This is a genomic window from Caldisphaera sp. (assembly GCF_023256325.1).
GTDB lineage: Archaea > Thermoproteota > Thermoprotei_A > Sulfolobales > Acidilobaceae > Caldisphaera.
Genome location: NZ_JAGDXI010000035.1, coordinates 1 through 25,463, shown reverse-complemented (window position 1 = coordinate 25,463; position 25,463 = coordinate 1). Strand labels below are relative to the sequence as shown.

Genomic DNA, 25,463 nt, shown 5'->3' with positions numbered 1-25,463 from the left:
TTTAATTTATTTTTTCCTTTTTAAAATCATAAACCCTGCTCCAGCTATAATGACAATTGCTATAACAACTCCAACAGTTAATGATCCTGTAAAAGATGGTGCTTTACTGGTTAATGTCTTACTACTAGAAGTACTAGATGTTTGGGTACTTGTTGAGCTTGTTGAAATAGGTGTTGAACTTGATGTATAAGAGCTAGTCGTTGAGCTTGTTGAAATAGGTGTAGTTGTTTGTGTAGGACTCGTAGTTGTTGTGTTTGTTATACTGGTTGTTACGGTGATTGTTGGAGTTGTAACCTGAGTTGTTGAAATACCTGTTACTTGATAGCTTGATGGGTTTGAAGTTAATGGGTAGTTATCCAGTCCAAAAGTAGTATTATAAGGCTTAGATCCAATACCTTCGCTATCTATTTCGCTTCCCTTATAGCCATACCAGTAATTGCCAAGATAGTTTGTGAAGCTGTTTCCATTAAATGTATATTTTACCTTGCTTTCTGTATTGTATGTAACATTTGAATTACTGACATAAATATTTTTACTGTTATTAAAATAATTAAGATAAACATAGGCATGATTTACACCAATCAATCCTATACCGTATTTATTTCCTATAATTTCGTTTGAAAATATTGTCACATTTGTTGAATAAACTGAATTTATACCGCTTGTTGTATTTTCTACATAATTTTCAAATATTGTTGTATTTTTACTATATTCAGACATAATACCATCAACTGAGTTTTCTACAGTATTGTTATAAATTAACGGGTTATCGTTAACAGTTACAATTCCATATAATCCCCCAATAGATAAGGTTTCATAAATTTTTAGGGAAGAAACGTTGTTTGCAAATATGCTTCCTCCTGAAGTGTTTCCATTAGCAACTGATTTTACCAAATAAATGATTGCGGATTTACTATTGCCTAAATTAATTCCAGAATATGAGTATGTTAGGCTTACTTCATTTATTGTCGTATTGCTGTTATGTATTGATATAGAATTCGCTCCATTTAAGACTAAATTGCTTAAAGAACTGCTTCTAGAAGAAGAAATATATATATCATAACCAGATGAACTTGCATTTACCAGAGGCAAATTAATATATGAATTTTCAATACTTATGCTATTTCCATTAGATATACTAATTCCATTAGTTGAAACATTAGGGTTACTATAATATGCATTAATTTTTACATCTAGCAGATTATCATTTCCTTGATTTAAGTTAATTATGTTAAGACCAGTTGTGCTCATACCTTGGAAAGTACCATTATAAATGCTTTCGGTTAGGTTATATACGTTTAAATTATTGTTATTATTTACATAAACGTCTGCTTGATTCCCGTTGTTTACATTTGAAATTACGTTTTCAATTTTAATGTAGTTTATAGAACTTATTGAAATTCCTTCAGATGAGAAGAAGTTATTTAAAGATAGGCTTTCACCGTTATTAACTGAGAGTCCATAAGTATTGTATGGCATGTTACCTTTAGATATCACATCATTTATTGATATTATGGAATTTTTGTTTCCTGTTATAGAAATTCCCCCTTGACTTAATGATGTTATATTAAATAATTTTGAACTGTTTGAATTGCTTATAGATATGCCTTGACCTTTAGAAACTATGTTAATTGATGACATGGTTAAATATATTGTATTGTCTGCCTCTATCTTGCCTACATCGTTAATATTCGTTAGCGTTGATGTATAGGAGTTAAATATCCTTATTCCGCCATTTGTAAAAACATTTTCAATTGTTACTGTAGACGATGGATATCCTAAAATATTTATTCCGCCATATTTAACATTATCATTTTTAATGTTAATGTTGTTAGTATAGCTTACATCAATACCAGTTCCTCCACCTGATACTACGTTATTCAAATTCAAGAAGGCAACGTATGACGCATAAACACCTGATGATCCGTTCCATCCTAATGAATTAGCATTGTTTAAGTTAGCATATGTAACGTTATAAAATGAAATACCATTGGAATTGCTATTTTGATTTGTTGCAATAGAATTTAAATTATTCAGAGAAGCATTTTTAGCATACGATACAGAAATACCATCAGAAGATGATTGTGTTAAGTAAACTAAATTAACGGCATTAAAAGATATACCTCCACTTGAGTCAGCTAAATAAACATTTGAAACATACGAATTAGAAATGAAAAGTCCATCAGTTTTTGTGTTAGCTACAGAAACATTGTATGCTTTATCAATAGATATATCACTTTGCGAGTTTATCTGATTTAATGAAAAAACAGACTTACCTCTTATACCAGTTAATTCCATTCCAGTGCTAGATATCATAGCATTTCTCAAAACATTTATATAATTAAATTTACCATTTAATACTGAAAGTGCATATATTGCTATTCCATAATAAGTTGAGAGACCAGCATTTATGTTATTCATTGTTATATATGGCACATCCGTTAAATATATGCCATCGTAAACGTTTGAATTTGATAAAGCCAGAGTAGAATAGTTGAAAACATTTAAACCAATATAAGGACCTGTGCCTGATGTATTACTGTTTAAATAGCTTATCGTTAGGCTTTTTCCATTATTTATTTCAAAATTCGTGTATTCTATTTGATTTGACTTTCCGATTAAATTAACTTGGTTTACGTTTACTTGATTAATGTTATTTAAATATATTCCATAAGATGGCGATTGTGATGAAACATAAACGTTTATACTATTAAGAGACAAAGTATTTGCATTGCCAACAAATATACCTACGTTAAATGATTTTGTTGATACCTTAGACAAAGTAACTCCATTTGAATTCCCAGTTATGTTAACTGCATCATTAAAAGAGTTAACAATCAAATTGGTTAAAATTAACTTAGAAGAACCCGTAATCATTATACCGGTTTGTCCTAACATCGCATAACTAAATGAGGTCTGAGTATCTATACCTGTAACATTAGTGTTTTCAATTGTGGCATCTATTGGATTTACTAACCAAATTCCCATTCCACCATAATAGCCAAACCAGCCAACAGATTTAACATTATTTAAGTATATGTAGGGTATTCCATCGGTATAAATTCCTACTCCTCCCATTCCATCGTGAGATGAGAATACAGAGTTTACTGCTGTAAAGTTATAAACGTTATATATGGTAATTCCGTCAGTGTATGGTAGTGCATAATCTGCTTCTAAATTAAAGTTCTTTAATAATATTGACGACCCTGTTTTTCCAGTTATATTCATTCCATGCTCGCTATTTAAATACGAATTAATTGCATAAAAACTTGTAAAGTTGCTTATTGAAAATGAAGATGTGGAAACATTTACTATATTAAATTCAACAGAATTATAATTATTTATAGAAAAACCATTCAAATAAAATCCTTTTAAATTATTTAAGCTTAAAGAATTTCCATTTGAGACTAAAACACCATCGCCTCCTAGGCTAGCATTGCTTAATGCTATGGTATTTATATTATTAAATAAAACATAATCACTATAATATTCATATGTGTTATTGGAAGGTATTAGTGAGTTAGTTATGTTTAAATAATTTCCATTCGTTATATTCATTCCTCCCCATATGTTTGAATCAGTTATTTGCGAATTTTGGAAGTTCGTTAAATATAAACCGTATGTAGTACTCGTTTGGAAATTAGTATTATATACTTTTATGTTATTTAAAGAAATGCTTGATAAATTGCTAATATCTACGTATTGGTATACTGAAACACTATTAAGAATAGCAGATGTAAGGCTTCCTACTCCATTAATGCTAAGGCTTCCCAAATCTAATACATTGTTAAGAGTTGTTTTAAAAATTTGTGAAATGCTTAATCCATTAAAATTCGCATCATTAATAGTTAATTGATTTACATTTGTTATGTTTGCGCCACCAGTTTGGTAGCTGGAAGAATAATCCATTCTATTAATGCTAAGTGAGCTGACATTTAAAACGTATAGCTGATAACTTTGATTTGAATTTACATCTGTTAGAACTGCCTTTGTTAAATTTACTAATCCAATTCCTATACCTCCATTCGATGGTGAATTAAAGAGGTCGTTTTGCATTGTTAGGCCATTGCTGTTATCTATATAAACACCGTAACCGCTCAAAGCATAGCTTATGACATTATTTAAAGTTAGGTTTGAAGAATCAGTAATGTTGATTCCTTGGTAAGTTGTATAAGTCATTCCAGGCATAGTCCAATAAGCTATAACATTTTGCATATATAAAGAATTAACATCGTATACCAATAAGTCATCTCCTAAAACTTGGTTAGGTAACGAAATAATTCCTGAAACATTTACATTTTTCAAAGATATTTGACTTGAACTGTTTATATCTAAACCCCCACTGATATTTAGGTTTTCAATTGTTATGTAAGAAGAATCTATTATTGTTGTATTTCCATACCCACCATAGTTTAATACAACGTTTCCTTGACCAATAATTGTCAAATCTTGCTTATTTTGAATTAATATAGATCCATTATAGAGGTATCCTTGGGAGACGTAGATTGTTGTTCCGGGTGTTGCTGCATTTATGGCATCTTGTAAACTTGAATATTGCTGTGGAACATATATAATTTGATTAGAACTAGCCTTAGAAATCCTTATGGGAAATAAAAGAAGTAGAGCAAGTAAAACTATAAAGATAGGTATAATTACCTTTAATTTAATATGCGACCTAAAAATTTTTCTTTTCATTTTAATTCAACTCTTTTGATAAGTAAAAAATCTAATTAATACACTTTTAGTTTTATAGTGTATACATTTACAGCATATATTTTCTTAATAATGAGTAACAATATTAAATTTTTCATTATATAATCTTAGCAATAAGCATAGGATTACCCCCCTTAAACCCTGGGATACACAATTATTATTGATTAAGGGGGGTAGATTTTGAAAGAAAAGATAATAGAACCAGGCATTTGCCCATATTGCAATGCACCAGCGGACTTCAAATATGAAATAGATGGGCCTATTATGAAAGACAATGAACCTTATATAGAGATTAACTACCAAGTAAATTGTAATTTGTGCGGATTTAATGAGTCAAGAACAATTTATATCCCCCTTTCAGGTCTTTATGTTTTACGTTATATGTTAACTCCGAAATCTAGGATTGCAATTGAAAAAATTAAAATATTAACAGATATAAGAAAAATTGAAAATTCTGCCATAAACAAATAATTGAGCAAAAATTATATTTAATCCTTTGTATAAACATTAATTATGAGCGGAGGTGCCCGAGCCTGGCCAAAGGGGACGGGCCTAGAACCCGTTGGCGTAGGCCTGCGTGGGTTCAAACCCCACCCTCCGCATGTTAATGTAGAATAGAAATATCTCTGTATAATTAACATTAATATAAGGTGTAGTAACGAATATATGAAACATTATAAGATTTATCTTCAGCTTTCGATCAGTTAAAATAAACAGAACTATTAGCTATTATTTTTAAATAATATATTTAAATATTGTTTAAGAAGATATTAATATATGCAAATATATTAAGATCCTCACTTATATAATCTATATATTAGCTTATTTATGAGGAATCAAATTATTATAGTAATTAGAATTATCATTTAGTTAATATTTAAATTAATTAAAACTTTTTAATTTTTTATATTTCACAAAAACCCATTAACTTTCATGAAATTAATGGAAAAGATAAAAATGTTTAATATGACATAAAATAGGGGATTTAAAATGAAAATACTAATAACTGGTGGTGCTGGCTTTATCGGATCACATTTATCTGATTATTTAGTAGAAAAAGGGTATGAAGTTAAAGTAGTAGACAACTTAAGTTTTGGTAGCTTAGAAAACATAAAACATCTTATCGGTTTAAAAAATTTTGAATTTATAAAAGGAGATTTAAGAGATCCAGGTATTGCATCAGATTCTCTGAAAGACGTTGATATGGTTTATCACTTAGCTGCTAATCCTGAGGTTAGAATTGGAGAACAATCCCCTGATTCTCTTTATGATTTAAATGTTAATATGACATACATTTTATTAGAAGCCATGAGAAAAAATAAAGTTAAAAAACTAGCTTTTACTTCTTCTTCAACAGTTTATGGTGATGCTAAAGTTATACCAACACCTGAAAACTACGCTCCATTAGAACCAATAAGTATCTATGGAGGTGCAAAACTAGCATCTGAAGCGATTATAAGCGCTTATTCGCACACATTTAATATGATATCTGTTTCATTTCGTCTGGCAAATGTAATAGGCAAGAGATCAAATCATGGGGTTATACACGATTTTATAGAAAAATTGAGAAAAGATAAAAATAAATTGGAAATATTAGGCGATGGAACACAAAGCAAAAGCTATATACATGTTAAAGATGTTGTTGAGGGAATGTTTTATTTATTTAATAAAACTGAGGAGAAAAATTTAACTTATGATGTATATAACATAGGAAGTGAAGATCAAATAACAGTTATGGATATAGCTAAAATTATTATAGGGGAAATGGGCTTAAATCCGAAAATTTATTTAACAGGAGGAGTTAATGGAGGAAGAGGTTGGGTTGGTGATGTAAAATACATGCTATTAAGTATAGAAAAGGCAAAGTCTGTTGGTTGGAAGCCAAAATTAAATAGCTATGAGGCAGTTAAGAAAGCTGTTAAAGAGGCTTTATACGAGTAATTGGTGTTATAAATGCCTATTAACGATGGCCAAAAAGTTTTAATTATTGCAGATAATAAAGCTGGCAGAAGGAAATTGTATTTTTTTACAATAGATGCAAGGCAATCTTATTCTACATTTTTAGGCAACATACAAGGAAAAGAAATTGTAGGGAAAGATTATGGAGAAACAATAAAATTAGATAAAGGTATTTTGTATTTAATTGAACCAAGCCTTTATGATAAAATAATGTATGATTTGAAAAGGAAAAGTCAAGTAATATATCCAAAAGATTCAGGTTATATTACCTCCCTATCTGGTATAAGGAAAGGGATGAAAGTTTTAGAAGCTGGAATTGGAAGTGGATTTTTAACCATAGAAATTGCAAAACACATTTGTCCTGATGGGAAGGTTTATGCTTATGATATAAGGGATGATATGATAGAGATAGCAAAGAAGAACTTAGAAAAGGCAAATTTTCTAGATTGTATTATTATAAATAAAAAGGATATTAGAGAAGGTATTGATGAAGAAAACTTTGATGCGGCTTTTCTGGATATGGCAGATCCATGGAATGCCTTAAATAAAATACATAAATCCATTAAAATTAGTGCTCCTGTTGTAATTTTCGTTCCTACAGTAAATCAAATAGAGAAACTTTTATTAAACATTGATGATAAATATGTGATACAAGAAATTTCAGAGTTAATTAAGAGAGAATGGGAACCCAGGAAAGAAGCTTTAAGGCCATCCGTAAGAACAATAGGTCATACTGGATTTATTATATTGTTAAGAGTTCTTAAATAATTAAGATTCTCCTTCTTTACTTTCATCGATTCCCTCGCTTTCTTCTCCTTTACTTTGTGCTTTGTAGATTTGATAAGAAACTTCTGCAGTATATTTTAAAGCAGCCTTAGCCTTAAGCATTTCAATAGTTGTATTTAAGTTTTCAAATCTTATTTCTGATATACTAGCGTCAGGCCTCTCTTTAATTATTAACTTTACCTGATCTTGATCTTGTAAACCATTTTTAATTTGTGTTGACTTCAATTCACCTTCAACTGTTTCTAAATATTCTTTAAGCTCTTGCGGTAAAGGTATTGGTAAATCAGGTACTAATCTAACATAACCTTCTCCTCTATATATTTTTCCTATTTTTCTCCTTCCAATTTTCACTTCTTCGCTTTTTTCATTGATGTTTTGTTTTGAGGAATCTTCTATATAATTAAGAAGCGTTTCTATAATTCTCGTTTCCTCTTTAAGGTCCTCTAGTTTTTTCCTTAACCATTCAATAAGCTCATCTTTTGTAATTGCCTTATTATCAGTAGTTTGATCGCTCAATATATAGCACCATTAATTATATTCTTTTTAAAGTTTAATTAGGAGGATTAGATAGTATTACACTACTTTCTTCAAAAATTGTGTATAATAAAATTATATAGGATTAAAATTTAAACTTTAATTAAGTATATTAATAAAAGAAAGTAATATTAAGAGGCATAGGAAATGGATATAAAAGTATTTGATATCAGAAATTTTGGAAACAAATTAAATGATATAATAAAAAATTTTAAATGGCCAAGCTATTTTAGTTTGCCCAAAACAATTGATTCAAGGGAAGGTATCGCTGTTATAGAAGAGGACAAAGAGTTATCATTTCAATACTTAAGAGAAAAAAGCAATGGTATAGCAAAATTTCTTTCAGATCTAAATATAAAAAATAACGATGTTGTAGGAGGTATAATGCAGCAAAGCTTTAATTTATTGTCAGCAATTATAGGAACTTATAAAAATAATTCAATTTTTATGTCAATATCGACTCTTTTAGGAACAGAATCTATTAAAATTAGATTAGAAAAAACCAAGTCTAAAGTCATCTTTTCTGATCATACACAAACTAAAAAATTAAGGGAAGTAAGCAAGGATATAATTATAGTAAGCAATGATGGAGGAGATTATGATATAGATTCTATAACAAAGATATCTAATTTAGAATATGATACAGATAAAAACAAGCCATCCCATTTATTGTTTACATCAGGTTCAACTGGGGAACCTAAGGGGGCTCTATTGCCTCATAGTTGGATTTTAGGTATATTACCATCTTTTCAAATCTCTTTAGACTTAGCTCCAAGAGAAAATGATGTATTTATGACTCCTATAGAATGGGCTTGGATTGGCGGTCTAGGTAATATGGCTTTACCATCTTTATATTATGGAATACCTTTAGTTGTTTATAAAAGAGAAGGTAAACTAGATGTATCTGATTTATTAATTAAATATGAAAAATATAAGGTAACAGGTACAGTGTTGGTTCCAACTGCTTTGAGAATGATTATGAAATTGGGTGATGAGTTTAAAAAATATGATTTGAAGATAAGATCAATATTAACTGGTTCAGAGATAGTTACATCAGATATATATGAATGGGGGAAAAAGATGGGTATAAGCATAAATAATACATATGGTCAAACTGAAACGGGGCTAATAACTTGTGAAAGTTCTCTATTAATGAATAAAAAAATTAATACTGTTGGTATTCCATGTCCTGGGCATAATATAATAATTGTCGATGACAATTATAACATCTTAGGAAAAAATGAGATAGGAGAAATAGCTGTTACTCTTCCTGATCCGGGCGTAATGATAGAATATTATAAAAGCCCTGAATCTACATCAAAAAAGATAATTGATAACAAATTTATATTGACTGGAGATATAGGCTACTTAGATTCAGAAGGATATCTAATTTTCATAGGTAGGAAAGATGAAATAATAAAGGTTTCTGGCTATAGGATAAATCCAATAGAAATCGAAAATATAATTAATTCGCATCCATATGTTAAGGAATCTGCAGTTATAGGTATTGAAGATAAAGAAAAGGGAATGAAAATTGTTGCATTTGTTGTTTTGAAAGAAAGTATAAAAGGTAATGAAGATATTAAAGAAGAAATTAAAGATTATGTTAAGAAAAAATTTGCTTTATATGCGTATCCAAGTGTAATAGAGTTTGTTGATTCATTACCAACAACTACTACAGGTAAAATAAGAAGAAGTGAGCTAAGACAAAGGGTTTTAAAGAATTAATTATTTGTCAGACTCACCTATTACATAAACATATAATGTTTTCTGCCATCCCAGCTTGTCTCCTATTACCTTTACTGGTTTCCAACCTGGTATTTGAAAATCAAGTGTTACAACTCTCGTACCAGGCTTAAGCTCTTGTTTAAGTTTAGGCTTCAATGCTTCATTTACGCTTGTAAGCAAATACATATATACAACTGTTGCATCACTTATAGGTACTTTAAAGAAGTCTCCTTGTACAACTTGAACCCTTTCCTCTATTTTTTCTTCTCTTATTTTGTTCATAATATCTTTTATTAGCTCTTCTCTCATCTCAACTCCTATAGCTTTTTTTATTGGATATTTTTTTGCAGCTTCAATAATTATTCTCCCATCACCACAACCTAAATCATAAAGTACGTCATTCTCCTTAAGATCTAAGGCCTCAAATACTAAATCAAATACCTCTTTTCTTGTAGGAACAAAAGGTACCGACGGACCACCGAATGCCATAGCTATCCACCTTAACTCTTCTTCAGCCTCCTCCAATTCTTTATTCAATTTTTCTCCCTTTTACACATTTCATATATATTTAATTAAATTTTTACATTTTTAAATATATTAGCAGCTCTTTAATGTAGTATAGTTTCTATTATAATAAACTAATGGACATTTTATATCTGAAATTTTTCCATCGATAATTTTACCAAGTATTATACTATGATCTCCAGCATCATAAACTTTATAGTTTGATAATATTAAATACGGTCTTTCAATATTTAGTATAGGTCCATATCCACTTTCTGTATATCCAACTTTTTCAAGCTTTTCTTTAGCATCTATTCTATCTGCCATTATTTTAGATATTTCTTCATCTCCATAATATAATAAAGTTATTATAAAGTGTTCAGAATTTACTAAAATTTCATGATTATGCGATTTTTTGTCTATAGAAATCATCATTAAAGGAGGATCCATACTAATGCTTGTTAAGCTTGATACGGTTATAGCTGAATAACCATTTTTACTTTTTGATGTAACTACATACACTTGTTGGGCTGACTGTCTCATGAATAGTTTTAACAGTTCTTGTTCATTCATTGATATCCCCAAATCTAATTTTCATTGTAAATTTAATAAACATTTAATGGCTAATCATTAATAATTAAAGAGAAGAAGAATCTATACCCGGCGAAAAATTTTGATCTATTTTGTAGTAATAATTTGCTAATTTTATTATAGCTTTTTTAATAATATTTTCAGCTTTATCTGTTGATATTTTCATCTCTTTACTAGTTTCTTTCCAGCTTCTTCCTTGCATAACTTTTAATATAAGTAACTTCTTTTCAAATTCATCCAAAATTTCATTATCTATTGGTAAAATTTTAAAATAATTATTTACTATTTTAAATATTATATCATTTGTTGTTTCATAGGTCATAGTTCCATAAAGGTATGCCCAAAGCCTCTTCTTTTCAATTTCGTTTATTTCTTCCATTTTATCTATAGGTATTGAATTCAACAAAACTAATGCCAATTCTGGTTCCATATTTTTATAAGTATCATAAAGGCTATAGATCAGCTTACTCTTAAAAATGCTTTCGGCAATTTTTTCTATTTTCTTTGCTTTTTCAGATAAAGCTTTAAGAACTAATACAGTATATTCACCGCTAATCGGGTTTCTATCAGGACTCATGTGGATTATAGAAAACTTGTTTTTAATCCAGAAATTTGATAGTTCTACATTAATACCAAAACCACTGCCTATCCAATCAAAGTTCTTTTCCAAGCTTTCATTAATCAAATAATATATTAATTTGCTCCCTAATCCTTTATTTTGAAGCAATGGATGAGTTGCAATCCTCACAATCCTCCATCCTCTAAGGTTTCCGAAATCAAAGATTCTGTAATGTTTTATGATTCTATCTGGTATTATATTGCCTCTTGTTTTATCTTCTAGCAATAAAGACTTACTGTATTCATAACTTAAACCACCTTCTTCTGCAAGAAGAGATGCTGATACAACTTTACCCTTATGAGTTGTTATAGCTCTTATGCTGTAATGTGGAGCGTCAGCAATTAATGCTAAGTCATCCGGTTCATTCCTATAATGGGCTTGCACATATATTCCAAATATTTGCCTTAGTAATTGCTCATTGTTAAAAAATAGTTCTTCAGGCTTTGCGATTAGGTAATTTAACTTCCCTTCATTTATATCTTTTAAATCCTGTTCATCAATCTCTACTGGCTCTGCATCCAATAATAAAACATCGAATACCCATTTTTCAATTGGATCGTTTTCAGCATACCTAATTGGCGTAACCATTTCCAATTGTTTTAATATAGTATTTTCATCTTTTTTTAAATAATTTAAAAATCTAAAGCTGAATCCCCTACCAGCCCCTTCATAGCCGTGCAAAGTAGAAGCAATTAAAATTTTCTTATGGGATTGCCATAATTTGACCAACAACGTAACAGGGAGCCCGCTAGCTTCATCTATAGCCAATATATCGCACCATTCTTGTATTGCATCTTTTGGCTCCAAATAAGAAATTGAAAAGTTGTCTCCATAGATACCATAAATTAAATTTTCTTTATTTCTATCAACTTTGATTTTAAAGTTTTGTTTTTCTAATCCTTTTATAGCTAATTCCATGAGGCTTTGAGTATTTTCAAGGCTTGGAGACGTAACAATAATTTTTACTTTTTTCTTATCCGATAAAGATTTTACTAAACCTGATAAGCTCAATCCTATTGCACAGCTTTTCCCCCTACCCCTATTTGCTGTGACGACTATTACCTTCTTTTTTTCATTAAAATCTATTAGGGACTCGCTTTCTTTAATTACATTTATTTGATCCTGAGTTAAAGCTAATTCATAAACTTCTTTAGGAAAAGTTATGTCTGATGGTATTACTAATTCTTTTTCTTTTGGAATATCATATATTATTTCAGGTTCATTTAATAATTTATCATTATCTGCATCATAAACGAAAACGTTTTCTCTATGCTCAATTATTTTTTTCTTAAACCATGTTATGAAAATGTTTCTAGGATTTTCATAATTCGGAACTATCAAATTTTTCTTAAAGAACGTTATTTTATTATCCCACTTATCCCACGAAGGAGTTTGTAAAATTAGCAAACCTCCTTTTTCTACTAAACCAGATATAATGCCTATATAGTTGGGTCTAAGGTCTTCATATAAATCAATTATTGCACCTTGAAATGTTTGTCCCATAAGTTTTTTTGAATCCTCAATTCTATATATTGATAGGCTTAGCTTTCCTCCTTTTTCTTTTACATTCCGTTTAGCTATCTCTTTTTTCAGCTTTGATGCATCGCTGTGATCATAAAAAACATATAAAAAATTCAAATTTTTAATAATTTGCTCTTCCCTTAATATGTTTTCATATGATAAGATTAATTTTGAAGTTAATATGCCAATTTCTTCTTGATTATCCCCACTTAAAACTATCATAATTCTTTTCTTGCTTTTGTAGGATTGTAATATTGCTTTTTTAAGCATTTTCATAAATCTAAGGAAACCAATCGGCATATCAAAATTTATATCAAATGTTAACTCTTCTGCTCTTTTCTTTATTATTTCTTTAGAGTTTTTTCTATCATTTGTTTCTTCCATTCTTCCCCTCTAATATATTGTTTTAATCTTAAATAATAAGTATAAGGTTTGTTGGAGCATAAGATTTTAAAAGGTTTCCTTTCACTTTGTGAAATATGGGGCTGAGTAGTGGAGGAAAATTCTTATATATTATGGCTTGATGAAATTAAGGATTTAAATATTGAGCTATTAGGAGGTAAGGCTAAAGGATTAGTAGAATTAACTAAACATAACTTTCCAGTTCCTCCCGGATTGGTAATTACATCAAAATCATATGAATACTTTATAGAAAAAACAGGTTTAAAGCAATATTTAAATGATACTGTTAAAAAGATTGGTTCATTAAAGCCTGGAGAAATCGAAAAAATAAGTGAAGAAATAACAAGAAAATTCGAAGTTACTGATATACCAGATGATTTAAAAGATATGATAGAACAATCATATATTGAGTTAGGTAAAAGATTAGGGATTGAGAATCCTAGAGTTGCTGTAAGAAGCAGCGCTACTTTAGAAGATGTTGCTGAAGCAAGCTTTGCAGGGATTCAAGATACATATTTAAATGTGCAAGGTATAGAAGATTTACTAAAGTATGTAAAGATGGTATGGGCAAGCATATGGACTGCAAGAGCATTAATTTACAGGGAAAGCTTAGGGTTAGATCATAGAAAGGTATCAATAGCTGTTATAGTTCAAAAGATGGTAAATAGTAAGAGTTCTGGGGTAATGTTTACAGTTCACCCAGCTACTGGAGAAACAAATAAAATTGTCATAGAATCATCATGGGGTCTAGGAGAACTAATTGTAGGAGGTATTGTTACACCGGATAGCTTCGTCTTAGATAAAAATACATTAAATATAATTGAAAGAAGAATATCAGCAAAGAAGATAGGCAGGTTTTATGATCCAGTAAATAAGAAAAACGTCGATATAGAGTTACTTGATAATCCGGAAGATTATCCGGAAGGGCCTTTATATGATTTATTAAAAATGTTTGGCATAACTTCAAAGTCCTCATCATTAAGGGATGAAGAGATAAAATATTTAGCAGAAATTGCAAAGAAGGCTGAAGACGCATTTAATCATGCATTAGATATGGAATGGGCTATAGATATGGATTTAACTTTTCCAAGAAATATTATGATAGTTCAAGCAAGATTTGAAACGGTATGGTCTAGACAAAAAACAGGAAAAGAAGGAAGTATTTTGACTAGAGGGCTTCCAGCTAGCCCTGGTATAGCAAGCGGATTAGCAAAGATAATACATACAGTTAATGAAGCCGCTGAAAAAATGAAACCTGGAGACGTTTTGGTAACTAAAATGACCGACCCAGATTGGGTACCTTATATGAAAATGGCTTCAGCTATTGTTACCGATGAAGGTGGTATGACAGCACACGCTGCTATTGTTGCAAGAGAATTGGGAAAGCCCGCTGTTGTTGGAACAGGAAATGCAACTTCTGCCATTAAAGATTCAATGCCAATTACTGTTGATGGAAGTAGAGGAGTTGTTACTTATGGAATAACTGAGAAAAAAGAAGAGTCTAAAAAGAAAGGAGAAGAAGGAGAACAAAAAATAAGTCTAGAATTTTTAGCAGATCTTTACCCTGTTACAGGCACAAAGATCTATATGAATTTAGGAGAACCTGATGAAATCGATAGATATGTTAATTTGCCATTTGATGGAATTGGTTTGATGAGAGTTGAGTTCATAATTTCAAGTAAGATAGGTTATCACCCGCTTTATTTGATAGAGCAAGGAAAACCTGATGTTTTTATCGATGGATTGGCAGAAGGGATTGCAAAAGTTGCTGCTGCTATTTCACCAAGACCCTTAGTTGTTAGATTCAGTGACTTTAAGACCAATGAATATAGCAGGTTAAAGGGAGGAGAAAAATATGAGCCATCTGATGAAAGAAATCCAATGATAGGATGGAGGGGGGTTTCTAGATATATACAAAAACCATATGAACCAGCATTTAGACTTGAGGTTAAAGCTATTAAAAAAGTTAGAGAAGAAATGGGTTTAAAAAATGTTTATGTAATGTTTCCATTTGTTAGAACTACTTGGGAATTAGAAAGAGCCATGAAAATAATGGAAGATGAAGGACTTAAAAGAGGAAAGGACTTTAAAGTGTGGATAATGGTTGAAGTTCCTAGCACAGTTATTTTAGCAGATGAATTTGCAAAAATGGTAGACGGATTTAGTGTTGGTAGTAATGACTTAACTCAATTAACATTAGGAGTTGATAGAGATAGTTCATTATTAGCTAAGATGGGATATTTTGATGAAAGAGATCCAGCGGTCCTCAAATCAATAGGTATGCTAATAGATGCAGCTCATAGGCATAATGCAACCGTAAGTATATGCGGTCAAGCTCCAAGCGTTTATCCAGAAATTGTTGAGAACCTTGTTAGAAAGGGTATAGATTCTATAAGCGTAAATCCTGATGCGGTAATTAAAGTAAGGAGACATGTAGCTAGCGTTGAGAGAAGAATATTAGTTGAAAACAGTATCAATAAGTCTTAATCTATATTAATAAAACTTTCTTCTTCAGGTGTGTAAGAACCATTTTTTTCTAATATATCAAAAACTTCTATTATTTCTTTTGCATTGCCATTAATAAATAATATTCCTAACTCGTTTTCCTCCATGACATTACCTAAATATAGGTATGCTGAAGTAGTTAGCTTCCCTCTCCTAGAATAAAATACCAATAAATTAAATGAGTTTTCTATTATCGACGAAATTTTTTCTAAGTCTTTCATCGCTTCAACTGCTTTAATTTTATAATAAGGTTGATAAACAACTATAAATGATATAGAATTCTTCAATTTTACCTTGATAATTTCTTTATCGCCTATCTTAACTATTTCTGCATTTCTTTCTTTCAATTCATCTAATAATTTTTTGATTTCCTCTTCAGTTATTTTAGGATCATATTTACTTTTCTCTTTATTTGCCTCGTTTAGTATCATATTGTGGAATTCTTCAATCCCCAATACTTCAATTGACAATCTTTGCACCATGTTTTATAATATATAATAGAATATTAAGACTTTACCTTTTTTAATATCAACGTTTTTATCTCGTAAGGCTTTAGGCACACTTTATTTAATTCATTTTTTTCTGTTTCAATTAAATTGGTTTCACCTTCTATAATATAATTTTCAAACTTAAGATCTATGCAAACGCTTTTCCCATAAGTCTCCCAGATTCTTAATATCAAGTTATCAGTATCTTCCATCATTTTTAACGATCCAAACATCATCAAGCTTGGATCTATTTCCAAGAAGCTTCTTTTATCTGATTTTCCTTTAATATAGATAACCTGATTATTTAATTCCATAGCTAACTTAGGAGTAAGGGATTCTCTCCAAGTATTTTTGTGAGGATATATCCAATATTTTATATCTTGTCTACCTCTATCTAGTTTTGGGTTGGGGAATAAGGGAGACCTTAATAAAGATAAGCTTAGTATATTTGAAGAAACGCTATAACCTTGCCTTCCAAAGTTTATTATTGATATACCATAGTCAGGGTCATAGACATCAGTCCATTTCCACATAGGGACTTCATATTTTGCTCTATCCCAACTGTTACTAGGTAGAGTTGGTCTTTCTATTACTCCATAAGGTATCTCAGCATGATTGTATTGACCCATAATGTTTGCTTCAATAACTGTTTTAAGCAGTTTAAGATTTTCATGCCAATCAACTTCATGATTAACCTCTATTACATTTCTTCTTAAACAAATCTTTGTTTTTATTTCAGAATTGTTAATATCATTAACAAAGTTTAAACAGCTCATTAATGGTCCTTTTTCAGAACCGATAAAATTCAAGCTAATTTTTTTACAAACTCTTTTATAGTTTTCATCTATATCCCATCCATCAAACTTCTCTGGCATATCTTCACACAGAAGTAAATAAATATCATTTATAGAGTACCTTTTATTTTCTTTGTCATAAACTTTTATTTTCTGTCCTTCTTTATTTAAAATAAAATAATTGTTTTCTATATATTTATCGTTGGAAATTTCTGTGTTGAACTGAGATATGCAAGGACCGACTTCGTATGAAATGAATCCTGTAGGAGGTAAATCTATTTCAGTTAAATATTTTTCTCCAAATTTTTGGCACACCTTACCTTTTAATGGGTTTTCTAATTCTATTAATTCTTCCCTTTTCCAAGGGAGATAATTGAAAAAAGTTATATAATTATTATCATTTATTATCAGATCTTTCAACATTGACAGTAAAACTTGGTTAAGCTGATTTATTATTGAATCAAGCTCATTAATTATATTTTCATAGACCTGATAAGTTGTTGTTGCTGAAATAGCATCATGAAATTCAAATTCGAGAAGTTTTATCCAGTACTTTTCCATGTTAATATTTTTATTTAAAAGAGAAGACCAAGTCTCAATTTGAATTAATTTCATCTCTGTTTCTCTTATCAATCTTTTTAGCTTTACGCCATTTGTATAAACTCCTCTATGGGTTTCTAAATAAAGCTCTCCATACCAAATAGGTAATAATTCCATATGTTCTTTAATTTCACTTATATGTTCTTGAGGTAATTTAACTGTAAGTTTTGGTAAACCAGGGAAGTCTTTGTATGTTAAAAACCTCTCTAGCATTAGCCATGTTGGCCCTCCCCCTCCATCTCCATGACCAAAAACTAAAAATGCTGGTAAATCTTTTATTTTATGATCATTCCATGCGTTTACTAATTGACTTGGAGATAAATCGCTTCCATAAGTTGGATAATTTATGGATGGCATTTCAGATCCGTCAATACCTTTCCATAAGAAAACAGAATAGGGAAATTTATTTATGCTATTCCAATATAATTTATGCGTATAGAAGCCAATTATTCCAGACTTCTTCATTATTTGAGGTAATTGTGCGGAGAAACCAAAAGAATCTGGCAACCAACCAATAGTTGAGATTTTATTGAATTCCTTTAATAGAAATCTTTGTCCATAAAGAAACTGTCTTACTAAAGATTCTCCTCCTGGTAAATTGGTATCACTTTCGACCCACATACCTCCTAACGGTATTAGTTTATTTTCCATCGCAAAATTCTTTATTTCTTTATAGAGTTCAGGATACTCTTCTTTAATCCATTTCAAATAAACCATGTTTGATATACCATACTTTAAAAAATTATTGTTTTTAATTAATGATATCACATTAGATAAATTCCTATAGACTTTTTGCTTTGTTACGTTTATATCCCAAAGCCATGTAAAATCGATATGGGCATGCGCTATCAAGTCAAGGTTACCTATAGGCCCAAATTTATTTCTTAATCTTTCCATACCTTTTTCTAATATAGATTCTGCTCTTTCAGCACTTTTTTTCAATTTTGAAAAATCTATTTCTTTTCCATCAATATCATTAATACTTATATAATTTTCAAGATTATTAAGATACCATGGGGCTTTTATTAGCTGTGTTTTTAAAGCAGTTTCAATTTTATCTCCTTTTATAGAATCAATTGTTATCTCGTCTAGGGAATCGTTAAGGATCCTTAGCAACTCATCAGAAATTGATGGCAAAACTTTTGATGCGTCATTTACTAGCTTTGCTTTTATTAAAAATCTAAAGGTTGAAGGCTCAAAATAAATTAAATATATTTTGTTAATTGATATTTTATTTTCTCCCAATAAGCCAACATAGGAAGGACATAACTTTATTAGACCAGATTTTGTTGCTTTTATCCATTTTCCATCTGTTATTTCTTTGCTTCCATATATTGCATATTTTTCATTATCTATTTCGAGAGTTCCTTCTCCATCTATATCAACGAAAATCCAAGGTTCATTATTATTATCAATAGACAAATTAGTGCAAAAGCACGAATCACACTTTTTTAAATCCAACTCCTTATAATCAACTATTGAATTTGCATAAATATAGAAAAGCTTTACATCAATTGATCCTGTGCTTCTTTTTTCCAATCTCTTCCCTAGATATTTTATTTTAAAAGAAATTATTAAGGTTTAGATAATTTTATCAAGATCATCAGAATTTATTATATTAGCATTATAAACCTTTTTATAATATACTTCCCAGTTTTTATCTATTCTTGCTGCTACGGCATCTCTAATTACATATATTTTATATCCTCTAAAGAAAGCATCTGCGGCAGTGTGCCTAACACAAATATCAGCATCTAAACCTGCTAGAAAAACTGTGTCAATATTGTTTGTCCTTAAAAGGTAATCTAAAGGTGTGTCATAAAAAGCGCTATATACATGCTTCTCTAATACATAATCATTTATTTCTGGCTCTATTTCTTTATATACTTTTGCGCCATCAGTTCCTTTCATAGCGTGTGGTCCCCATAAGGAGATTTCGAAATCATTATAATAATGTGAATCATTAACATAAAATATTGGGTAATTCTTCTTCCTAAAAACATCAATAGCTTTTTTTGTTGGTTTAACTGTTAACATTGCTTCATCTGTTTTCAAAATACCTGAAATGAAATCGTTCAACATATCAATTATTACAAGAGCCGGTTTCATATAATCACCAATAAAAACAGTTGTTCTCTAAGTTAATATATTTTTATAAATACAATTAAGAATTCATTATATAAGATTCCTTATTTTATCTATAATATCGCTTAAATTAACATTAATTCTTTCATTAGTTTTGGTATTGTATATTGTTACGCTTTTTGTTTCTTCTTCTTTTTTACCAATGAAAATAAATAAAGGTATATTTAATTTGTTTGCTTTTTTTCTTTGCTGATCTTCTTTACTTCTATTCAAATCTATTTTAACGTTATATCCATTAGATCTTAAAAGGTTTGCAACATTCCACGCATACCTAAATGTATCTTGTCCAATAAATATTAATTGTATATCAGTATAAGTCTTCTTATCAAGGGTATAAATTCCTAATTCCAAGCCAGCATCAATTATTCTTTCTATTCCAATGCTTCCTCCAGTTGCTGGTAATTGTTTTCCTGAAAAAATGCCTGCTAAATTATCATATCTACCTCCTCCAGAAATGCTACCAATTTTAGGTTCTTTTAATACGACCTCATAAATTGGACCAGTATAATAATCCAAACCTCTAACTAAACTTAGATCAACAACAACTTTATCTTTATTATTAACCAATTCCAGCATTTCGTTTAAATGATTATATGCATTTTTTACCAAAACATTTTTACCGAAACTTTTATCGATATTTTCTAGTATTTCATCTGGTTTACCTTTCATATTAATTAGACCAACAATTTTTTCTACAACATCTTTATCAAGTTTTTCACTTAACTCCTTTCTAACATTATCTATGCCTATCTTGTCTAGCTTATCAATAATTCTATAAATAGTTAATGGAGATTTTATATTGAGTTCTTGTTCAAATATTCCTGATAGAAGTCTTCTGTCATTTATTTTTACTTCAAATCCTGACTCGAAACCAAGAGATTTTACAGCGTCAATAATTAAATTAATCATTTCTGCATCTGCCTCAGGATAAGGTGATCCGACAATATCCGCATCACATTGATAAAACTCTCTATACCTTCCTTTTTGAGGCTCTTCGTGTCTCCAGACAGGGCCTATTTGATATCTTTTAAATGGCATTTGAATATCAAGATGAGATGATATAAATCTCGCTAATGGTACCGTTAAATCGTATCTTAAAGCATAATCCTTATCACTCCATGGATCTTTAAAACGCCATATTAATCTGTTTTCTGCTTCTTCTCCATATTTTCCAGACAAAGTCTCCCAATATTCAACAGCTGGAGTATCTAATGGGTCGAATCCGTATCTTTTAAAGACATTTTCTAACCTCGATATTAAATTTTTCCTTAGTATCATTATTTCTGGAGGAAAGTCCCTAAAGCCTCTTGGCGGTTTAAACTCTTTTGACATTTTTATCCCCTTTATCTTGTTAAATTTCTAAATAAATTTCTTTATTAGGTATTTCAGCTCTAATTTCACAAACATTATTTATTTTTATATTATTTTTTATATAGATTAATAAATCTTCAAAAGTACCTTCATTTCCAACTATTTCCCATAATTTTTTTCTGTCTAATCTTTTTAGAAATGTTGATAGTAAATTTTGTAAATTTTCTATGTCAATAATTGGCTTGTTATCTAAAACTTTATCGCAAATACATAGAGTTAGTTTTATATCATGACCATGAACATCATAACCCATACTACTGATTTTCATAGCCACACTTATATTATCAGATACGCATAGTTTCCATCTCAAGTCAAATCCTATTTTTAATGCAGCTGTTTAATATTTAATCTTTTTATTAACAATAAAATTAAATTTATTATTAATAATTATAAAGAGTTAATTTAACATAAAGAGTTAAAAATTGAGATAAATGATAAATTCGTAGGGAGATATAAAATGCTTAAAAATAACTTTATCCAAGAAATTTATGAAAATCATCAAAACTATTTAAATAAAGATATTAAGATATGCGGATGGGTAAGCAATATTAGAGACCTTGGTGGTGTTAAATTTGTACTATTAAGAGATAGAACAGGTGTTTTACAGCTTGTTTTTAAAAAAGGCATAACACCTGAAGAAGAAATTGAGAAATCAAAGGAATTAATTAAGGAATCAATTATATGCATTGAAGGAATTTTGACTGAAGGTAAGTCATCATTAAAATATGAGGTGCAAGTTAAAAAATTAAATATTTTAAACAAGCCGTTTGAACCAATACCATTAGATCCTGATAGCAGTACTGATGCGCAATTTAATGTTAGGCTTGATTATAGATGGCTTGATGTTAGGAACAGGAAGGTATCTGCAATATTTATCTTTGAATCTTGGGTAGCAAAGACTTTTAGGGAATATCTAACAGATAACGGTTTTGTTGAGGTATTTACTCCAAAAATTGTTGCAACAGGTACAGAAGGAGGAGCTGAAGTTTTCCCAGTTATCTATTTTGGTAAAGAAGCGTATTTAGCTCAAAGCCCTCAATTTTATAAGCAATTAGCTGTTATATCTGGATTAGAAAGGGTTTTTGAAATCGGTCCAGTATTTAGAGCTGAAGCACATCATACTGTGAGGCACTTATCAGAATTCCATGGGCTTGATATGGAGATGGGTTATATAAGCAGCGTTGAAGATGTTATAAATACTGTTGAAGGATTCTTTAAGAGGATGTCAGAAAAAGCTTTAAGCGATAAATACCTTAAACCTGTTAGAGAATTCTTCAACTTAGAAGTGTCGATACCAGAAAGGATACCTAGAATACCTATAAGGGAAGCTTATAAAATACTAGAAAATTATTATGGAAAACACCTAGAAATAGGTGATGATCTAGATACCGAATCAGAAAAGCTTTTAGGAGAGTATGTTAAAAAGGAATTTAATAGTGATTTTGTTTTTGTAACTGAATATCCATGGAAAGTAAGGCCATTTTATACAATGAGAAAGCAAGAAGACAATCAATGGACTTATGGATTTGATCTATTATTTAAGGGGCTAGAAGTAGCAACTGGAAGTCAGAGAGAACATAGATATGATGTGCTAGTTAAAAACTTGAAAGACAAAGGATTAGATGAAAAGAGATTTAAGTTCTATTTGGACTTCTTCAAAGATGGAACTCCGCCTCATGGAGGAGTAGGACTTGGGCTTGAAAGAATTGTAAAGCAATTTTTAAACCTTGATAATGTAAGAGAAGCAAGGCTTTTACCGAGGGATACTGAAAGAATCACACCATAAGTGGTATAAATGTATTTAATATGGTTTTCTTTGTTAGCAATACTTTTATTTGGTATTAGTATTGAATTCCTATTTAAAAAAGATTTCAAGTATTTAATTTTAATTTGGGTTTCATTATCAATGTTTTTCCTTTTATTGCTCTATTTAAATTATGGTTTTCACAGTTCTTATCTATATTTAGCTTCTTATTTGTTAGAGGTTTCGCTTAGTTTAGACAATATCCTTGTTTTCTTACTTATATTTAAACAATTTTCCATATCTTTTGAATTTCAAGAGAGAATTGTAGCTATAGGAAGTTATTCTGCACTAATATTTAGGTTCTTTTTTGTTTTTGCAGGTATAAAATTAATTGATATATTTAGCTTTGGTTCTATTTTATTATCATTAATTGTTTTATTTAGCGCTTATGAATTAGGCAAAAATGAAATAAGAAATGAAAATGAAGAATCTAGGTTTGTGTTATTTTTAAAGAAAAGATTTTTTAAAGATGAATTATTAAATGAAAAATTTTCTTTCTTTATTAGAAAGAATGGTAAAATTTATCCTACTAAATATTTTTTGGTTATTTTGGCAATTGAGGTTACTGATTTAATATTTGCCTTTGATTCAATTCCAGCAATAGTCTTGTTAACAAGAAATGAAATAATAGCTTATTCCTCAACTATATTTGGAACAATGATTATTAGGTCTATATATTTTAATGTAAACAAATCTTTGATAAATTTAAAGCATATAGATGGTTTTCTTGCCATTGGTTTGAGCTATATTGGTATCAGTTCTTTGATAAATAGCATAAGCAAATTTCTGGATATCAATATTTTTATTCCAGAATATATTTCAATCATTGTTATAATATTTATTATAGTTTTAGCTTTATTATACTCATTTTTGTTAAATAAAAAGGAAGATAAAAATGATGAGAAAAGTTTTAATAGTTGATGGGTATAATGATGAGCCTGGAGGCCTAGGAGTACCTCCATATATAGATGTTTATCCCAGATATATATCAGGTGCTATATGGAGTGTTGATAATGATATTAAAATAAAATATGTAACAATAGATCAGCTAAGAAATACCCAGTTAACTAATTATAATGATTATGATTTAGCTATATTTTCCGCAGGTGTAGTAGTCCCAGGCAAATACATCGGAGGAAAACCTATAACCGGTGAAGAACTTTTATTATATGCTAAGGTTTTAAATAAACCCTTTAAGGTACTTGTTGGTCCAGCTGCAAAGTGGGGAATAGGTCAAATAGGAGGTAAAGATGCAATAAGTCCATCAGTATTTAAAAAAGCGGGTTTTGATGTACTAGTAATTGGTGATCCTGAAATTTATTTTTATGAATTTTTTAAAGATGGGGAAAGCAACGCATCTCCCTATAAAATAAGGGAGAATTATGATGATGTTGATAAGTTTGCTGCTTTAGGAGCAAGAATAATAAAGCAACACCCCAATTACGGTAAAAACCTTATTGTTGAATTAGAAACATATAGGGGATGCTCTAGGTGGGTATCTGGCGGTTGTAGCTTCTGTGTAGAGCCATTAAGAGGAAAACCTATACAAAGAAAAGTAGAAGGTATAGTTAAAGAAGTAAAGGCATTATATGATAATGGGGCTAGATCTTTTAGATTAGGGAGACAAGCCGATATTCTTGTCTATGGGTCAGAAAGGATAGGAGAAGATGAATGGCCCATTCCTAACTCAAACGAATTAGGAAGGTTGTTTTATGGAATTAGGTCTAACGCTCCTAATTTACACGTATTGCATATAGATAATGTAAATCCTGGTACTATATCTAGGTACCCGAAAGAATCTATGGATGCGTTAAATATAATAATAAAATATCACACCCCGGGGGATGTGGCTGCGTTTGGTATCGAATCTTTAGATCCAAAGGTAATAAAGATAAACAACTTAAAGGTAACATTCGATGAAGCTATTAAGTCCATAGAAATTGTTAATTCTGTTGGTTCATCTAGAGGCTATAATGGTTTGCCAGAATTGCTTCCAGGTATTAATTTCATATTAGGTTTACCTGGAGAAACAAAAGAGACCTATAGATATAATAAAGAGTTTTTAGAAGAAATAATTAAAAGGAAATTAATGGTTAGAAGGGTAAATGTAAGAAAATTGCTTGCATTAGAAAACACAAAGGCATATAGAATTGATCATGGAATAAGAAAAAAGAACGAAGGCATATCTAAGTCTTTTATTCACTATATTAGAGATCAGTTTGATCCTTATATGCTATCTTTAGTTGCTCCTCAAGGAACAATATTAAAGGATTTATGGGTAGAAGAATGTGATAAAGGTTTTTGCTACGCAAGGCAAGTAGGAAGCTATCCATTAATGGTAGTTATAAAAGGAGATTATTCAAGATTAAGCTATATAAATGAAGTAAAAGTACTAGGAG

The 25,463-nt window shown here is 29.9% G+C and carries 18 protein-coding genes and 1 tRNA gene; 9 read left to right on the top strand and 10 right to left on the bottom strand.

The genetic code is table 11. From position 1 onward, the window contains the following. Positions 1–6: 6 nt before the first annotated feature. Entirely contained in the window at positions 7–4,695 is a 4,689-nt protein-coding gene (locus tag Q0C16_RS04845; protein WP_292320023.1) for a NosD domain-containing protein, read from the bottom strand. A 198-nt stretch (positions 4,696–4,893) separates the two neighbouring features. On the opposite strand from Q0C16_RS04845, the gene Q0C16_RS04840 reads away from it, so the two are divergent. From Q0C16_RS04840 to Q0C16_RS04825, 4 genes are all read left to right on the top strand, one after another. Continuing rightward, positions 4,894–5,184: a hypothetical protein gene (locus tag Q0C16_RS04840; protein WP_292320021.1), complete on the top strand. Its 291-nt coding sequence runs from the start codon at positions 4,894–4,896 to the stop codon at positions 5,182–5,184. 46 nt (positions 5,185–5,230) lie between these two features. Further along, positions 5,231–5,315, top strand: a tRNA-Leu gene (locus Q0C16_RS04835). A 388-nt stretch (positions 5,316–5,703) separates the two neighbouring features. Then, entirely contained in the window at positions 5,704–6,654 is a 951-nt protein-coding gene (locus Q0C16_RS04830; RefSeq protein ID WP_292320019.1) for an NAD-dependent epimerase/dehydratase family protein, read from the top strand. Positions 6,655–6,666: 12 nt separating this feature from the next. Beyond that, on the top strand, positions 6,667–7,440 hold the full coding sequence (locus Q0C16_RS04825) for a tRNA (adenine-N1)-methyltransferase (RefSeq protein ID WP_292320017.1): 774 nt from the start codon (positions 6,667–6,669) through the stop codon (positions 7,438–7,440). Here Q0C16_RS04825 and Q0C16_RS04820 read toward each other — a convergent pair whose 3' ends face one another. After that, entirely contained in the window at positions 7,441–7,974 is a 534-nt protein-coding gene (locus Q0C16_RS04820; RefSeq protein WP_292320015.1) for a hypothetical protein, read from the bottom strand. 165 nt (positions 7,975–8,139) lie between these two features. Here Q0C16_RS04820 and Q0C16_RS04815 point away from each other — a divergent pair, with 165 nt between their 5' ends. Then, positions 8,140–9,720, top strand: coding sequence for an AMP-binding protein (locus Q0C16_RS04815; RefSeq protein ID WP_292320014.1), 1,581 nt, complete (start codon positions 8,140–8,142; stop codon positions 9,718–9,720). On the opposite strand, the gene Q0C16_RS04810 is transcribed toward Q0C16_RS04815, so the two are convergent. From Q0C16_RS04810 to Q0C16_RS04800, 3 genes are all read right to left on the bottom strand, one after another. Beyond that, positions 9,721–10,209 carry a class I SAM-dependent methyltransferase gene (locus Q0C16_RS04810; protein ID WP_367117910.1) on the bottom strand — a complete coding sequence of 163 codons (489 nt, stop codon included), beginning with the start codon at positions 10,207–10,209 and terminating at the stop codon, positions 9,721–9,723. It lies immediately after the preceding gene. 108 nt (positions 10,210–10,317) lie between these two features. After that, positions 10,318–10,797 (bottom strand): flavin reductase family protein, encoded by a 480-nt coding sequence (locus Q0C16_RS04805; protein ID WP_292320011.1) that lies wholly within the window; start codon positions 10,795–10,797, stop codon positions 10,318–10,320. A 64-nt stretch (positions 10,798–10,861) separates the two neighbouring features. After that, positions 10,862–13,339, bottom strand: coding sequence for a tRNA(Met) cytidine acetyltransferase TmcA (locus Q0C16_RS04800; RefSeq protein ID WP_292320008.1), 2,478 nt, complete (start codon positions 13,337–13,339; stop codon positions 10,862–10,864). 108 nt (positions 13,340–13,447) lie between these two features. On the opposite strand from Q0C16_RS04800, the gene ppsA reads away from it, so the two are divergent. Further along, positions 13,448–15,844, top strand: a complete 2,397-nt coding sequence (ppsA, locus tag Q0C16_RS04795) for a pyruvate, water dikinase (RefSeq protein ID WP_292320006.1) — start codon at positions 13,448–13,450, stop codon at positions 15,842–15,844. Here ppsA and Q0C16_RS04790 read toward each other — a convergent pair. From Q0C16_RS04790 to Q0C16_RS04770, 5 genes are all read right to left on the bottom strand, one after another. Continuing rightward, entirely contained in the window at positions 15,841–16,332 is a 492-nt protein-coding gene (locus tag Q0C16_RS04790) for a hypothetical protein (RefSeq protein ID WP_292320004.1), read from the bottom strand. The genes ppsA and Q0C16_RS04790 overlap by 4 nt on opposite strands. Positions 16,333–16,367: 35 nt before the next feature. Further along, on the bottom strand, positions 16,368–19,283 hold the full coding sequence (locus tag Q0C16_RS04785; protein WP_292320002.1) for a glycoside hydrolase family 38 C-terminal domain-containing protein: 2,916 nt from the start codon (positions 19,281–19,283) through the stop codon (positions 16,368–16,370). Positions 19,284–19,325: 42 nt separating this feature from the next. Further along, on the bottom strand, positions 19,326–19,853 hold the full coding sequence (locus Q0C16_RS04780; protein ID WP_292320000.1) for a cysteine hydrolase family protein: 528 nt from the start codon (positions 19,851–19,853) through the stop codon (positions 19,326–19,328). 66 nt (positions 19,854–19,919) lie between these two features. Next, positions 19,920–21,221, bottom strand: a complete 1,302-nt coding sequence (gene hisS / locus Q0C16_RS04775; RefSeq protein ID WP_292319998.1) for a histidine--tRNA ligase — start codon at positions 21,219–21,221, stop codon at positions 19,920–19,922. 19 nt (positions 21,222–21,240) lie between these two features. After that, entirely contained in the window at positions 21,241–21,528 is a 288-nt protein-coding gene (locus Q0C16_RS04770; RefSeq protein WP_292319996.1) for a hypothetical protein, read from the bottom strand. Positions 21,529–21,717: 189 nt separating this feature from the next. On the opposite strand from Q0C16_RS04770, the gene aspS reads away from it, so the two are divergent. The 3 genes from aspS to Q0C16_RS04755 form a co-directional block, all read left to right on the top strand. Continuing rightward, on the top strand, positions 21,718–23,046 hold the full coding sequence (gene aspS / locus Q0C16_RS04765; RefSeq protein ID WP_292319995.1) for an aspartate--tRNA(Asn) ligase: 1,329 nt from the start codon (positions 21,718–21,720) through the stop codon (positions 23,044–23,046). Between the two features lie 9 nt (positions 23,047–23,055). Then, positions 23,056–23,985 (top strand): hypothetical protein, encoded by a 930-nt coding sequence (locus tag Q0C16_RS04760; RefSeq protein ID WP_292319994.1) that lies wholly within the window; start codon positions 23,056–23,058, stop codon positions 23,983–23,985. Next, positions 23,960–25,463, top strand: a 1,504-nt coding sequence (locus Q0C16_RS04755) for a radical SAM protein (RefSeq protein WP_292319992.1), incomplete at its 3' end; no start/stop codon positions are given. The genes Q0C16_RS04760 and Q0C16_RS04755, both read left to right, overlap by 26 nt.